The 14,007-nt window shown below is 74.3% G+C and carries 13 protein-coding genes; 9 read left to right on the top strand and 4 right to left on the bottom strand.

The annotated features are described in order from the left end of the window. Positions 1 to 126: 126 nt before the first annotated feature. Both ACFZAX_RS18930 and ACFZAX_RS18925 read left to right on the top strand, forming a co-directional pair. Positions 127 to 1,188, top strand: coding sequence for an NlpC/P60 family protein (locus tag ACFZAX_RS18930; protein WP_390962788.1), 1,062 nt, complete (start codon positions 127 to 129; stop codon positions 1,186 to 1,188). Positions 1,189 to 1,390: 202 nt separating this feature from the next. Then, positions 1,391 to 2,677, top strand: coding sequence for a hypothetical protein (locus ACFZAX_RS18925; protein WP_390963022.1), 1,287 nt, complete (start codon positions 1,391 to 1,393; stop codon positions 2,675 to 2,677). Here ACFZAX_RS18925 and ACFZAX_RS18920 read toward each other — a convergent pair. Then, on the bottom strand, positions 2,653 to 3,909 hold the full coding sequence (locus tag ACFZAX_RS18920; protein WP_390962786.1) for a glycosyltransferase 87 family protein: 1,257 nt from the start codon (positions 3,907 to 3,909) through the stop codon (positions 2,653 to 2,655). The two genes, ACFZAX_RS18925 and ACFZAX_RS18920, sit on opposite strands and share 25 nt — an antisense overlap. 152 nt (positions 3,910 to 4,061) lie before the next feature. Here ACFZAX_RS18920 and ACFZAX_RS18915 point away from each other — a divergent pair, with 152 nt between their 5' ends. Beyond that, positions 4,062 to 5,204, top strand: coding sequence for a glycosyltransferase (locus ACFZAX_RS18915; RefSeq protein WP_390962785.1), 1,143 nt, complete (start codon positions 4,062 to 4,064; stop codon positions 5,202 to 5,204). Positions 5,205 to 5,269: 65 nt separating this feature from the next. Here the strand turns inward: ACFZAX_RS18915 and ACFZAX_RS18910 are convergent, their stop codons facing one another. After that, positions 5,270 to 7,066 carry an AMP-binding protein gene (locus tag ACFZAX_RS18910; protein WP_390962783.1) on the bottom strand — a complete coding sequence of 599 codons (1,797 nt, stop codon included), beginning with the start codon at positions 7,064 to 7,066 and terminating at the stop codon, positions 5,270 to 5,272. 275 nt (positions 7,067 to 7,341) lie between these two features. Between ACFZAX_RS18910 and ACFZAX_RS18905 the strand changes: the two genes are divergently transcribed. The 6 genes from ACFZAX_RS18905 to ACFZAX_RS18880 all read left to right on the top strand — a co-directional run bounded on the left by ACFZAX_RS18905 (position 7,342) and on the right by ACFZAX_RS18880 (position 12,555). After that, positions 7,342 to 8,157: a metallophosphoesterase gene (locus tag ACFZAX_RS18905; RefSeq protein ID WP_390962781.1), complete on the top strand. Its 816-nt coding sequence runs from the start codon at positions 7,342 to 7,344 to the stop codon at positions 8,155 to 8,157. Between the two features lie 188 nt (positions 8,158 to 8,345). After that, the gene (locus ACFZAX_RS18900) at positions 8,346 to 8,795 is read left to right on the top strand and encodes an SRPBCC family protein (protein WP_327175292.1); all 450 of its coding nucleotides are present in this window, start codon (positions 8,346 to 8,348) and stop codon (positions 8,793 to 8,795) included. Positions 8,796 to 8,799: 4 nt separating this feature from the next. Continuing rightward, positions 8,800 to 10,023 carry an ArsA-related P-loop ATPase gene (locus tag ACFZAX_RS18895; protein WP_390962780.1) on the top strand — a complete coding sequence of 408 codons (1,224 nt, stop codon included), beginning with the start codon at positions 8,800 to 8,802 and terminating at the stop codon, positions 10,021 to 10,023. A gap of 160 nt (positions 10,024 to 10,183) precedes the next feature. Then, entirely contained in the window at positions 10,184 to 10,675 is a 492-nt protein-coding gene (locus ACFZAX_RS18890; RefSeq protein ID WP_390962779.1) for a DUF5304 family protein, read from the top strand. 74 nt (positions 10,676 to 10,749) lie between these two features. Further along, complete coding sequence (locus ACFZAX_RS18885; protein ID WP_390962778.1) at positions 10,750 to 11,691, top strand: ROK family glucokinase; 942 nt, start codon at positions 10,750 to 10,752, stop codon at positions 11,689 to 11,691. A 90-nt stretch (positions 11,692 to 11,781) separates the two neighbouring features. Beyond that, entirely contained in the window at positions 11,782 to 12,555 is a 774-nt protein-coding gene (locus tag ACFZAX_RS18880) for an endonuclease/exonuclease/phosphatase family protein (protein WP_390962777.1), read from the top strand. Between the two features lie 4 nt (positions 12,556 to 12,559). Here ACFZAX_RS18880 and ACFZAX_RS18875 read toward each other — a convergent pair whose 3' ends face one another. Continuing rightward, on the bottom strand, positions 12,560 to 13,231 hold the full coding sequence (locus ACFZAX_RS18875; protein ID WP_390962776.1) for a hypothetical protein: 672 nt from the start codon (positions 13,229 to 13,231) through the stop codon (positions 12,560 to 12,562). After that, positions 13,224 to 14,003, bottom strand: a complete 780-nt coding sequence (locus ACFZAX_RS18870) for an alpha/beta fold hydrolase (protein ID WP_390962774.1) — start codon at positions 14,001 to 14,003, stop codon at positions 13,224 to 13,226. Before ACFZAX_RS18870 ends, ACFZAX_RS18875 begins: the two co-directional genes overlap by 8 nt. Positions 14,004 to 14,007 lie beyond the last annotated feature (4 nt).

The raw sequence follows: 14,007 nt of genomic DNA, 5'->3' as shown, positions 1-14,007 counted from the left end.
TCCTTGGCCGTCGCGTAACCGGGCGATTACTGTCTGTCTGCTGTGCGGCTCCCGTCCGTCGTCCCACCCCTCCCGGGTGGCAGGGGGCCGCGTGCGTACGCGCGCAGCGGAAGGAGTACGGCTCCCGTGGTGTCCCATCGCCGTCCCACCCAGTCCGGCCTCAACCGGGGTGTCCGCGCCACGGTCCTCACGGCGGCCGCGGCGAGCGCCGCCGCCGGCCTCACCGGGGCCCCGGCGAGCGCGGCGGCCCCGCAGGACCGGGATGCCACCAAGGCCCGTGTCGACCAGCTGTACCGCGAGGCGGAGCAGGCCACCGAAGGGTTCAACCGGGCCGGCGAGGAGACCGACCGGCTCCGCGACGAGGTCGCCAGGGCCCAGGAGGCCGCCGCCCGCACCCGGGACGTCCTCAACGGGATGCGCGGGGGCCTCGGAGCCATCGCCGGGGCGCAGTACCGCGAGGGCGCCCTCGATCCCACCCTGGCGCTGCTCTTCTCCTCGGACCCGGACACCTTCCTCGACCGGGCCGCCGCCCTCGACCGGCTCGGGGCCCGCCAGGCGCTCGTGCTCGACAAACTCCGCCGCACCCGCCAGAGGCTCGACCAGATCCGCGCCGAGGCCGCGGACGACCTGCGGGACCTGGAGCACAGCCGCGCCGCCGTGGCCCGCCACAAGCGCACCGTCGAGTCCAAGCTCGCCGAGGCCCGTCGGCTGCTGGCCGCCCTTCCTCCCGAGCAGCGCGCCGCCCAGGACGGCCGCGCGTCCCGCTCCGGCCGCCCCTCCGACCCGGGCGGCGCCGGGGACCTGGCCGCCCTCCGCGCGGCCACCGCCGGCCTCCCCGGCTCGGCGAGGGCCCTCGCCGCCCTGGCCGCCGCCCAGCAGGCGCTCGGCCGCCCGTACGTCTGGGGGGCCAACGGCCCCAGTGGCTTCGACTGCTCCGGGCTCATGCAGTGGGCCTACGCCCGCGCGGGCGTCAGCCTGCCGCGCACCTCCCAGGCCCAGCGGTACGCGGGCCGCATGGTGCCGCTCTCCCAGGCGCTCCCCGGTGACCTCGTCGCCTACCGGGCCGACGCCAGCCACATCGCCATGTACGCCGGGAACGGCCAGGTCATCCACGCCCCCTACCCCGGCGCCGCGGTCCGCTACGACCCCGTCGGCATGATGCCCGTCTCCTCCGTCACCCGGGTCTGACCGTACGATCGGCCGAATGGGAGAACCAGGGCGTGCTGTGAACGTGGCGCCGTCCGCCCGGAGGGCGGGTCGGGCGGTCTCCGGTGCGTGCGATCACACGGCGGAGGGGCACCCCGATACTCGACGCAACGGGGTGATCCCGACAACGGGGCGAGCGTGCGTGCCGGACACCGACGGACAGGCGGGACTTTCCCCGCACGCCCTGGCGGCACCCCGGCCCGGCGCGCGGCGGGACCGCCCACGCGCCCGTCCCTGGACCGGGCGCGCGGCGGGCGTCCCGCTCGTCGCGCTTCTGCTGGCCGGTCTGCCGGCCGCCGGGGGGTGCGCCGCTCCCGACCGCTCGGCCCACTCCGCCACCGCCGGGGAGATCACCGCGGTCCTCGACCGGCGGGCCGCCGCCGTGCTGCACCACGACACCACCGCCTACCTGGCCGTGGTCGACCCCGACGCCACCGCGCTGCGCAGCGCCCAGCGCACCTCACTGGCCGACCTGGCGCAGGTACCGCTGCGGTCCTGGACGTACACGGTGAAGTCGGTGACCCCCCGGGGCACCGGACGGGTCAGCGCCGACGTCGAGCTGGACTACCGCGTCGCGGGCTTCGACACCGCCCCCGCGACCGCCCGCCGCACCCTGGAGCTCGCCCGGGACGGCTCCGGCGGGTCCTGGTACCTCACGGCCGACCGGCCCGCGGAGGGCGCGGCCGTACCGCTCTGGGACCAGGGCCCGGTGACCGCGGTGCACGGCACCCACAGCCTCGTCCTCGGCGTCGGCCGCCCGGCGAAGGAGCTGCGCGAGATCGCGGAGACCGGCGACCACGCGGTCCCGGCGGTCTCCGCCGCCTGGCCGGACTCCTGGGCGGCGCGGGTGGTCTACCTCGTCCCCGCCTCCACCGGGGCCATGGCGGAACTCCTCGGCTCGCCGGACGGGAGCTACCGGGGGATAGCGGCCGTCACCACCGGCGCGGTCGCCGACGGGAACGGGCGGCCGGGCCTCGCCGACCGGGTCGTCGTCAACCCGGAGGCCTACGCCGGCCTCGGCGCCTTCGGCCGCCGGGTCGTGCTCACCCACGAGACCACGCACGTGGCGACCCGGACGTCCACCACCGCCGCCACCCCGCTCTGGCTCTCCGAGGGGTTCGCCGACTGGGCCGCGTACCGGCAGGAGGACCGTACGGCCGACGAGATCGCGCCCGAACTCGCCACCGCCGTCCGCGCCCGGGACCTGCCCGCCGCGCTCCCCGGGGACGACGACTTCGCCTTCGACCGGGACGCGGACGCGCTGGCGCGGGCGTACGAGGGCGGCTGGCTCGCCTGCGCGCTCGTCGCCGAGGAATGGGGCGAGGACGCGCTCACCGACCTGTACCGGGCGGTGGGGGCGCACGACGGGCGCGAGGGGGCGGTGGACACCGCGATGGAGAAGGTCCTCGGCGTCGGCGAGCGGGAGTTCACCACCCGCTGGCGCGACTACCTCACCGAGCGGCTCGGCTGAGGCTCCGGCGCCCCGGCCTCCGTACCGGTCTTCTCCGGGGCCTTGAGCGGCGCGGACACCGGTCGGGTCCCGCGCCACAGCCGCGCCGAAGCGATCACCGTCGCCGCGACCAGCAGGCCGTTCCGTACGAGGAGCAGCGCCACGCCCGTGCCGTCGCTCGCCACCACATGTCCGAAGCCCAGCGGGAACTCCAGGAAGGTCACCGGGCAGGCCAGCAGGACCAGGCACGCGGGCGGGCCCGACCGGCTCCCCGGGAGGACCAGGCAGACCGCCGCGAGACCCACCAGCCAGACCAGGTACTGCGGGCTGATCACCCGGCTCGTCGTCGTGAACAGCAGCACCGCCGTGAACGCCGCGTCCGCCGCGGTGTGCGCCGCGAAGGTACGCGCGCGCAGCCGCCACACCAGCAGCCAGCCGAACGCCGCCGCGCCCAGCCCCAGCGCCACCGCCGACACCAGCTCCACCCGCGGGCCGAGGAACTCCATCGAGCCGTAGTGCAGTTCGATCCATCCCGGCCAGCCGGACCACCGCGCCAGATGGAGCACCACCCCGCCCAGCGACTCGATCTCGGTGCCCCGGTCCCGCTGGTACGCGAGGAAGGCGAACGCCCCCGGCATCGCCGACCAGAACCCCGCCGCCAGCGCCCCGGCCACCGCCGCCGCCGCCCACCACGCGCGGCGGGTCGCCCGCCCGGGCGCCGTCCCCACCAGCACCAGCGCCGGCCACACCTTCAGCAGCGCCCCGAAGGCCGCCAGCGCCCCCAGCACCCTCGGCCGGCGCACCCCGGCCAGCAGCCCCGCTACCGCGAGGGCCGTCACCATCAGGTCGTACCGGGCGTAGACCGTCGGGCCCAGCAGCGGTACGCCCGCCACCCACACCCAGGCGCCCGCGCGCCGCGCACCGGGCCGCGAGCCCGCCCGCAGCAGCAGCCCGAGCACCAGCGCGTCGCAGATCAGCACGAGCACGTAGAACGCGGTCGGGTACTCCAGGAACGGCAGCAGCGCGGGGGCCAGCACCGGCAGCGCCGCCGCCGGAGGGTACTGCCAGGTGACGTCACCCGCGGGGAAGGCGCCGGTGCGCAGCACCTCGTACCAGCCGTGGTAGATCACCGAGACGTCCACGGTGACGTCGGGACCCGGGACCGTCACCACCTTCAGCACGCAGAGCAGCAGCGCCGCCCTGGTCACCGTCCAGACCGCGAGGACCCCGCGCGCGCCGGCCCGTCCCGTCATGGCTCTTCCGCTCCTCGTGCCGTACGTCCGGTCAGCCATGATGCCGGGCCCCGCTGTGCGCGGGAGCGAGGCGCGGCCGGAGGCCGGCCGCCGGGGCTGACATGGCACGGGGAGGTCCGTCGCGCGGGGCGGGTCCGTTACTGTCGGCGGCGATGGACAAGACCTTGATCGTGACCAACGACTTCCCGCCCCGCCCCGGTGGCATCCAGGCCTTCCTGCACAACATGGCGCTGCGGCTGGACCCCGGACAGCTCGTCGTCTACGCCTCCACCTGGAAGCGGAGCGAGGAGGGCGTGCGGGCCACCGCCGACTTCGACGCCGAGCAGCCCTTCACCGTCGTCCGCGACCGCACGACGATGCTGCTGCCCACCCCCCGGGTCACCCGGCGCGCGGCCGGGCTGCTGCGGGAGCACGGCTGCACCTCCGTCTGGTTCGGGGCCGCCGCCCCGCTCGGCCTGATGGCCCCCGCGCTGCGCCGGGCCGGGGCCCGTCGGCTCGTCGCCACCACCCACGGCCACGAGGCCGGCTGGGCCCAGCTGCCCGCCTCCCGGCAACTGCTGCGCCGTATCGGGGAGGGCACCGACACGATCACGTACCTCGGTGAGTACACCCGGTCCCGGATCGCCGCCGCGCTCACCCCCGAGGCGGCCGGCCGCATGGTGCAACTCCCGCCCGGCGTCGACGAGAAGACCTTCCACCCGGCGTCCGGCGGCGACCGGGTCAGGGCCCGGCTGGGTCTCACCGACCGGCCCGTCGTCGTCTGCGTCTCCCGGCTGGTGCCGCGCAAGGGCCAGGACACGCTGATCCTCGCCATGCCGGCGATCCTTGCCCGCCACCCCGACACCGTGCTCCTGATCGTCGGCGGCGGCCCGTACGCCAAGGACCTGGAGAAGCTCGCCGCCGAAACCGGGGTGAGCCGCTCCGTGCGCTTCACCGGCTCCGTGCCGTGGGAGGAGCTCCCCGCGCACTACGGCGCCGGCGACGTCTTCGCCATGCCCTGCCGGACCCGGCGCGGCGGCCTGGACGTGGAGGGCCTCGGCATCGTCTACCTGGAAGCCTCGGCGACCGGGCTGCCCGTGGTGGCGGGCGACTCCGGCGGGGCGCCCGACGCCGTCCTGGACGGCGAGACCGGCTGGGTGGTGCGCGGCGGTGACGCCGAGGACACCGCCGACCGGATCGTCACGCTGCTCGGCGACGCGGAACTGCGCCGCCGCATGGGGGAGCGGGGACGGGAGTGGGTCGAGGAGAAGTGGCGCTGGGACCTGCTCGCCGAGGAGCTCCGCAGGCTGCTCTGAGCTCGCGGTACGACGAGGAGGGGCCCGCACGCGCGTGCGGGCCCCTCCTCGTCGTACGGTCCGGATCAGCCGCCGTAGATCGACTCGATCTCGTGGGCGAAGTCCTTGGCGACGACGTTCCGCTTCAGTTTCAGCGAGGGCGTGATGTGCCCCGCCTCCTCGGTGAACTGGGCTTCCAGGACACGGAACCTGCGCACCGACTCGGCCTTGGAGACCGCGGCGTTCCCGTCGTCCACCGCCCGCTGGATCTCCGCCAGCAGCTCGGCGTCCTCGCGCAGCGAGCGGGCCGTCGAACCGGCGGGTTTGCCGTGCTCCTGGGCCCAGCGGGCGAGGAACTCCTCGTCCAGGGTGACCAGCGCGCCGACGAACGGCCGCCCGTCGCCCACCACCATGCACTCACCCACCAGCGCGTGGGCGCGGATACGGTCCTCGATCACGGCGGGGGCGACGTTCTTGCCGCCCGCCGTCACGATGATCTCCTTCTTGCGGCCGGTGATCGCGAGGTAGCCGTCCTCGTCGAGGGTGCCGATGTCACCGGTGTGGAACCAGCCGTCCGCCAGCGCCTCGGCGGTCGCCGCCTCGTTCCCCCAGTACCCGGCGAACAGGTGCTCGCCGTGGAGCAGTACCTCGCCGTCGTCGGCGATCCGCACCACGGAGCCGGGCAGCGGCTGGCCGACCGTACCGATCTTCGGCCGGTCCCACGGGTTGAAGGCGGTGGCCGCGCAGCTCTCGGTGAGGCCGTAGCCCTCCAGGACGGTGAAGCCGATGCCCCGGTAGAAGTGGCCGAGGCGCTCGCCGAGCGGGGCGCCGCCGGAGATCGCGTACTCGCCGCGCCCGCCGAGGACCGCGCGGAGCTTGCCGTAGACGAGCTTGTCGAAGAGCCTGTGCTTCACGCGCAGGCCGAGGGAGGCGCCCTTCGGGGCGCTCAGCGCCTGGCTGTAGGCGATGGCCGTCGACGCGGCACGGTCGAAGATCCGGCCCTTGCCGTCGCCCTGCGCCTTGGCGCGGGCCGCGTTGTAGACCTTCTCGAAGACGCGCGGCACGCCGAGGATCAGCGTCGGCCGGAACGCGGCCAGCTCGTCGGTGAGGTTCTTGATGTCCGGTACGCAGCCGAGCTTGATCGGCGCCATCACGGCCGCCACCTCCACCAGCCGGCCGAAGACGTGCGCGGCGGGGAGGAAGAGCAGCACCGAGCACTCCCCGGTACGGAAGAGGGGCTTCAGCCGCTCCACGACGTTGCCGCACTCGGCGAAGAAGCTGCGGTGGGTGAGCACACAGCCCTTGGGGCGGCCGGTGGTCCCGGAGGTGTAGACGATGGTGGCCGGGTCGTCGGCCTTCGCGGTGGTCGTCCTGACGTCCACGGTCTCCTCGGAGACCTCCGCGCCGGCGGCGTTCAGCTCCTCCACCGCGCCCCGGTCGATCTGCCAGACCTGCTTGAGCTCCGGCAGCCGCCCCCGGACCGAGGCGACCGAGGCGGCGTGCGCGTCGCTCTCGACGATCACCGCGACCGCGCCGGAGTCGCCGAGGATCCACTGGATCTGCTCGGGCGAGCTGGTCTCGTACACCGGTACGGTCACCGCGCCCGCGGTCCAGATGGCGAAATCGAGGAGGACCCACTCGAAGCGGGTGCGCGACATCAGGGCGACCCGGTCGCCGGGCTGCACCCCGGCAGCGACGAGGCCCTTGGCGGCGGATCTGACCTCGGCCAGGAACTGGGTCGCGGTGACGTCGGTCCACGCACCGGCCACCTTGCGGCTCATCACCGCGGTGGCGGGATGCTGAGCGGCGTTGCGGCGGATGAGATCGGTCAGGTTGCCGTCCGTGGGGACCTCGTACAGGGCCGGAAGGCTGAACTCGCGCAAGACTGCTGCTCCTCATCGGGCTCCGGTGCCACGGCTCTGTGTGACGCACCGGAAGCGGTCCACGATTGGCAGGTGCTCAGTGGGGTGAGCACGACTGGACTGCCCGGACGTTACCCACCGGTAGTGCTTCCGGATAGAGGAGCTGGACAGATGTCTTATGCATCACATGCAGAGGCCGTCGTTCCGGGAACCCTAGACCACCCGTCTCCGGACTCGGAAGTAACCGCAGGTCCGACGCCCTGTTCAGGCCAGAAGGGGCTGACTAGGGTGAGCTCATGTGTGCAGGAGAAAAGGGAGCGGCGGGCACCCCGGTGACCGCTCGCGGCACCACCCGCGTCCACGTGGTGAGCGACGTGCACGGCAACACCGAAGCACTGGCCCGCGCGGGCGACGGCGCCGACGCCCTCATCTGCCTCGGCGACCTGGTGCTCTTCCTCGACTACGCCGACCACTCGCGCGGCATCTTTCCCGACCTCTTCGGCGTGGAGAACGCCGACCGCATCGTGGCCCTGCGCACCGCCCGCCGTTACGAGGAGGCCCGCGACTTCGGCCGCGAGCTCTGGGCGGGCATGGACCGCAACGCCGCCATCCTCGGCGCGGTCCGCAAGCAGTACGCCGAGATGTTCGCGGCCATGCCGACCCCGACGTACGCGACCTACGGCAACGTCGACGTACCCACCCTCTGGCCCGAGTACGCCGGCCCCGGCACCACCGTTCTGGACGGTCAGCGCGTCGAGATCGGCGGCCGCGTCTTCGGATTCGTCGGCGGCGGTCTCAGGACCCCGATGAACACCCCGTTCGAAATCAGCGACGAGGAGTACGCCGCCAAGGTGGAGGCGGTCGGCGAGGTCGACGTCCTCTGCACCCACATCCCGCCCGAGGTGCCGGAACTCGTCTACGACACCGTCGCCCGCCGCTTCGAACGCGGCAGCCGCGCCCTGCTGGACGCCATCCGCCGCACCCGCCCCCGGTACGCCCTCTTCGGCCACGTCCACCAGCCCCTGGCCCGCCGGATGCGGATCGGCGCGACCGAGTGCGTCAACGTCGGCCACTTCGCCTCCACCGGCCGGCCGTGGGCGCTCCAGTGGTGAGAGCCGCCGGACCGGCCAGTGGTGAGAACCGCCGGACCGGCCAGTGGTGAGAGCCGCCCGCCCGGCCAGTGGTGAGAGCCGCCCGCCCGGTGAGAGCCGCCGGACACCCCCTCGCGTACACGCGATAGCCTGCACCCGGCAGGCTCCTGCCGAGAACGGACCGGCACAGCGCATGGAGGGCCACGGCGATGGCTGAACACACCAGCTCGAGCATCACGATCGAGGCGGCACCGGCCGACGTGATGAGCGTGATCGCCGACTTCGCCCGCTACCCGGAGTGGACCGGCGAGGTGAAGGAGGCCGAGGTGCTGGCCACCGACGACCGGGGCCGCGCCGAACAGGTCCGCCTGGTCCTCGACGCCGGAGCCATCAAGGACGACCACGTCCTCGCCTACACCTGGAAGGGCGACGACGAGGTCAGCTGGAGCCTCGTCAAGTCCCAGATGCTGCGGTCCCTCGACGGCACCTACGCGCTGGCGCCCCTCGCCGGCGGCGAGCGCACCGAGGTCACCTACCGCCTCGCCGTCGACGTCAAGATCCCGCTCCTCGGCATGATCAAGCGCAAGGCGGAGAAGGTCATCATCGACCGCGCGCTCGCCGGTCTGAAGAAGCGCGTCGAGTCCGCCCCGCAGGGCTGACCCGGTGCGCACGGTCCTGGTCACCGGGCCCGGTGGCGCCGGCACCACCACCGTCGCGGCGGCCACCGCACGGGCCTCGGCCCGGGCCGGCCGCCGTACCCTGCTGGTCACCCCCGACCGTGTGCCCGGCTTCCCGGACGACCCCGGGCCCGTCGCCGCCGACGAGCTCCTGGACCACGCGCGCACCGACTCCGGAGCGCACTTCCGCGCCGAACTCCTCGCCCTCCAGGACCGCGCCTCCGCCGTCTTCGACCTCCTCGGCGCCGGACGCATGGACGCCGAGGAACTCACCGAACTCCCCGGCAGCACCGAACTCGCCCTCCTGAACACCCTGCACCGGGCCGCCTCCGGCGACTGGTCGGAGGCCGGATACGACACCCTCGTCGTGGCCCTGCCGCCCCTTACCGAAGCCGTCGCCCTGCTCGCCCTCCCCGGCCAGCTCCGCCGCTACCTGCGTCGGCTGCTGCCCGAGGAACGGCAGGCCGCCCGCGCGCTGCGCCCGGTGCTCGCCCAGCTCGCCGGGGTCCCGATGCCCGCGCAGTGGCTGTACGCGGCCGCCGCCCGCAAGGACGCCGAACTCGCCGAGGTCGAGGCGCTGATCGAGGACCGCTCCACCACCCTCCGGCTGGTCGCCGAGCCCGGACCCGCCGCCGAGGACGCCCTGCGCGCCGCCCGTACCGGGTTCGCGCTGCACGGCCTGCGCACCGACCTGCTGGTCGCCAACCGCCTGCTGCCGCGCCACTCCGCCGACCCCTGGTTCGCCGGCCTCGCCGCCCAGCAGGAGAAGACCCTCACCCGCTGGTACGAGGACCGGGCGCCCCGGCCCGGGGCCCCCGCTGCCGAGGAGCTGTACGAGGCCCCCCACCTCGGCCACGACCCCCGCACCGCCGAGGACCTGGACCTGCTCGGGATTCCCGCCCCCGACGACCGCCCGGCCGGCCGCGCCGACGACCCCTGGTGGACCGAACAGGTACCGCACGACGGCCCCGACGGCGCCGATGCCGCCGAGGGTTACGTCTGGTGCCTGCCGCTGCCGGGAGCGGTCAAGTCGGGTCTGCGGCTCGTCCGCCGCGGGGACGAGATCCTCCTCGCCGTCGGCCCTTACCGCCGCAGCGTGCGCCTGGAGTCCGCGCTCCGCCGCTGCACCGTCTCCGGAGCCGCCCTCCGCGACGGGGTGCTGCGCGTCCGCTTCACCCCGGACCCGTCGCTCTGGCCGCGTACGCCGTGACGGTCCCCGCCCTCCCGCCCTCTGCGATCCTCTCGGCCGGGCGGCCGCGCATGCCCTGACGGCGGCCCCGTCTCCGGCCGAGCGCCCGCGCTGCCCCTGAACGGAAGAGCTCGGTTCGGGTACCGTCGGTAGTACGTCATCCGCGTCGCAGGAGCCCGCCATGAGTGAAGCCACCGATCGTCCCGCCGACGACGACGCGTGGGCCGACGCCTGCGCCGAGGACCTGGAGGCCGAGAAGGCCCGCCGCCGTGCCACCTACGGGCCGCCGCCCGCCTCCGCCGCCGAGGAGCTGCGCAAGCTGGTCGACGCGGTGGCCGGGAAGCTCGGCTCGTTCTCCTCGCCGTTGCTCGGCACCGCCGCCCAGGGCGCGGTGCAGCAGGTCATCCAGCAGGCCAGGTCGGCGGTCGAACCGGTCATCGAGCGCAATCCGGAGATCTTCGACCACCTCGCCGCCGCGGGCAACGAGCTGCTGGCCGCGTACCGTTCTGCCGTCGAGGGCCAGGAGGGCCGCTGGACGCGGACCACCGAAGGCGCCTCCGGCGGAGCCCGCCGCCCCGCCGACACGCCCGGCCGGGCCGCCGACGACCCCTCCGACCCCCGCGACCGGCCCTCGGACGGGCCGTCGGCGAGCGAACACATCGACCTGGACTGAGCCCTGGCCGGAAATTCCGGCCGCCTTCTCGGGTACGGTTGACCCAGCGGGGCTCGACCGGAACTGAGGGATTCATGGGACTCACCATCGGCGTCGATATCGGCGGCACGAAGATCGCGGCTGGAGTGGTCGACGAAGAGGGCCAGATCCTCTCGATGTTCAAAGTACCGACCCCGCCGACGGCCTCGGGCATCGTCGACGCCATCTGCTCGGCCGTGGACGGTGCGCGCGAGGGCCACACCATCGAAGCGGTCGGCATCGGCGCGGCCGGATACGTCGACGACAAGCGTGCGACCGTGCTCTTCGCACCGAACATCGACTGGCGCCACGAGCCGCTCAAGGACGAGGTCGAACAGCGTGTCGGCCTCCCTGTCGTCGTCGAGAACGACGCGAACGCGGCGGCCTGGGGCGAGTACCGCTTCGGCGCGGGCAAGGGCCACGACGACGTCATCTGCATCACGCTCGGCACCGGTCTCGGCGGCGGCATCATCATCGGCAACAAGCTGCGGCGCGGACGCTTCGGCGTGGCGGCCGAGTTCGGCCACATCCGGGTCGTACCGGACGGCCTGCTCTGCGGCTGCGGCAGCCAGGGCTGCTGGGAGCAGTACGCCTCCGGCCGCGCCTTGGTCCGGTACGCCAGGCAGCGCGCCAACGCGACCCCGGAGAACGCCGCCGTCCTGCTGTCGCTCGGCGACGGCACGGTCGAGGGCATCGAGGGCAAGCACATCAGCGAGGCGGCCCGTCAGGGCGACGCGGTGGCCATCGACTCCTTCCGCGAGCTGGCCCGCTGGGCCGGCGCGGGCCTGGCCGACCTGGCCTCCCTCTTCGACCCGTCCGCCTTCATCGTCGGCGGCGGCGTCTCCGACGAGGGCGAACTGGTCCTGGACCCGATCCGCAAGTCGTTCCGCCGCTGGCTGATCGGCGGCGAGTGGCGTCCGCACGCCCAGGTCCTCGCCGCCCAGCTGGGCGGCAAGGCCGGACTGGTCGGCGCCGCCGACCTGGCCCGCCAGGGCTGACCCCGGCACCCGACCGCACCACGTGCGATCCGAATGGACGCCCGCCGCGCCCCCAGGGGCACGGCGGGCGTCCGTCGTATCGTGACCCGCATGGTTCTGACGCCGCTGCCCGACTCCCGTACCGAGGACGACGGTTCGGCCGTCGTCCGCGTCCTCAGTTACAACGTCCGCTCGCTGCGCGACGACCCCGCCGCCCTGGCCCGCGTCATCCGCGCCTGCGCCCCCGACCTCGTGTTCGTCCAGGAGGCGCCGCGCTTCTTCCGCTGGCGCAAGGCCGCCGCCCGGCTCGCCGCCGCGACCGACCTGGTCCTCCTCTCCGGCGGTGCCACCGCTGCCGGCCCCCTGCTGCTCTGCTCCCTGCGCGCCACCGTCGAACGCACCGAGGACGTCCTGCTGCCGCGCACCCCCGGGTTGCACCGCAGGGGCTTCGCGACAGCGGTGGTCAAGATCGCCGGAACCCGGCTCGGCGTGGTCAGCTGCCATCTGGGCCTGCGGGCGGACGAACGCCTCGCCCAGGCACGGGCGCTGCTGGACCGGGTGGAGGCGATGGGCGTCGGGCACGCGGTGGTGGGCGGTGACCTCAACGAGGTACCGGCCGGGGACGCGTTCCGGCTGATCGCCGGGCGGCTCCACGACGGCTGGGCGGTACGGCCCTGGGGAGGGGAACACACCTTCCCGGCCGACGGGCCGGTGCGCCGCATCGACGCCGTCCTCACCACGGACGGCATCGAGGTCCTCGGCTGCGGGGTCCCGGCCGGGCTCCCCGGCATCGGCGACGCCGATCTGCGCGCGGCCACGGACCATCTGCCGGTCCTGGCCGCCCTCCGGGTGCCCGCCGCCACTCACGAGGGCGACGGGGCCTGACGGCTCAGACGACGGCGCCGTGCCCCGGGTCGCCCAGGTCCTCGTCGTCGTCGTGCGGCATCCGCGCCACCAGGGTCGCGCAGCCGCCGAGGAACCCGCCGATGCAGACGGTCGTCAGCCACCAGGTCATCTCCCAGCCCAGCAGCACCGCGAGGAGCATCAGCACCGGACCGCCGACCACCCCGAGCCAGGCGAACTTCGACGTGGCGTCCGCCTCCGGGAGCGGCGGCGGCTCCGGCGGCACGAAGTGCCCCTCGGGGTCGTCGTCGCCGGCGCCGCTGTCCGAATCCGCGTCCGGCAGCACGTGGTCGCGGGGACCGCCGACGCCGGGGGCGAAGACCACCGAACTGCCCAGCCCGCTCTTGTCGTTGCCCTTGTCCGCCGGGGCCTCGGGCCGGTCCTTGTCGTCCGTGACGTTGATCAGGTCCTCGTCCGGCAGGGCGAGGTCCTCCACCGGCTTGAAGGGCTTGGCGCCCGGCGGGTCCGGGGGCTCCTCGCCGTACCCCGCGACGATCGCGGCCCAGGCGGCCTCCTCGTCCAGCGGGCTCACCTCGTCCCGGGGCGCGTCGGCGGGGCGCCCCTCGTCCGTACTCCCGGGCGCGGCCGTCTGCCCCTCCGCCTGCGGCGGTTCGCGCTCCTCGTCACTGCCCGTGCGGTCCGCGTCCTGCTCAGCCACCGGACGTACCCCCCTTCTCCGCGACTGCGGATGCGAGACGGGCGAGGAACCGGTGGCTCTCGTCGAAGATCCGCTCCGCGTCATGGTCCAACGTCGCGACGTGGTAACTCTGTTCCAGCAGCACCTCCTCGACGTCCCGCGAGGACACCCTGCCGAGGATGCGGGCCGTGTCGGCGGGCGGCACCACGTGGTCCTGCGAGCTGTGCAGCAGCAGCACCGGCTGCGTCACCTGCGGGAGTTCGGCGTCGACGATCCGCAGGAACCGGCGCAGCGAGTGGGCGGAGTGCAGCGGCACCCGGTCGTAACCCACCTCGTGCGCGCCCTCCAGCGCGATGTCCCCGGCCAGGCCCTCCGTCGTACGGACGAGGTGGCGGGCGACCGGCAGGGCGTACGCGGACAGGCCGTGCACCTTGTTCGCCGGGTTGACCAGCACCAGCCCGCCGACCGCGTCGCCGTGCCGCGCGGCCAGCCGCAGCGCCAGCGCCCCGCCCATGGAGAGCCCGAAGACGAAGACCCGCGCGCACCTCTCCCGCAGCACCCGCAACTCCCGGTCCACCTCGGCGTACCAGTCCTGCCAGCCGGTGACCGCCATGTCCTCCCACCGGGTACCGTGCCCCGGCAGCAGCGGCAGCGACACGGTGTACCCGCGCGCGGCGAGGTAGTCGGCCCACGGGCGCAGCGACTGGGGCGATCCGGTGAAGCCATGACAGAGGAGGACGCCGACCTCTCCGCCCTCGTGGCGGAACGGCTCGGCTCCAGGGAGGACCGGCACCGGT

Source organism: Streptomyces sp. NPDC008125 (assembly GCF_042957125.1).
In the GTDB taxonomy this organism is placed as follows: domain Bacteria; phylum Actinomycetota; class Actinomycetes; order Streptomycetales; family Streptomycetaceae; genus Streptomyces.
Note: the sequence above shows the minus strand (reverse complement) of the source record. Positions and strands in the feature narration are given on the sequence as shown.

Coding starts and splice junctions, on each gene's coding strand:
- ACFZAX_RS18920 (WP_390962786.1), bottom strand. CDS start 3,909: ATGACGGGACGGGCCGGCGCGCGCGGGGTCCTCGCGGTCTGGACGGTG.
- ACFZAX_RS18915 (WP_390962785.1), top strand. CDS start 4,062: ATGGACAAGACCTTGATCGTGACCAACGACTTCCCGCCCCGCCCCGGT.
- ACFZAX_RS18905 (WP_390962781.1), top strand. CDS start 7,342: ATGTGTGCAGGAGAAAAGGGAGCGGCGGGCACCCCGGTGACCGCTCGC.
- ACFZAX_RS18900 (WP_327175292.1), top strand. CDS start 8,346: ATGGCTGAACACACCAGCTCGAGCATCACGATCGAGGCGGCACCGGCC.
- ACFZAX_RS18890 (WP_390962779.1), top strand. CDS start 10,184: ATGAGTGAAGCCACCGATCGTCCCGCCGACGACGACGCGTGGGCCGAC.
- ACFZAX_RS18885 (WP_390962778.1), top strand. CDS start 10,750: ATGGGACTCACCATCGGCGTCGATATCGGCGGCACGAAGATCGCGGCT.
- ACFZAX_RS18880 (WP_390962777.1), top strand. CDS start 11,782: ATGGTTCTGACGCCGCTGCCCGACTCCCGTACCGAGGACGACGGTTCG.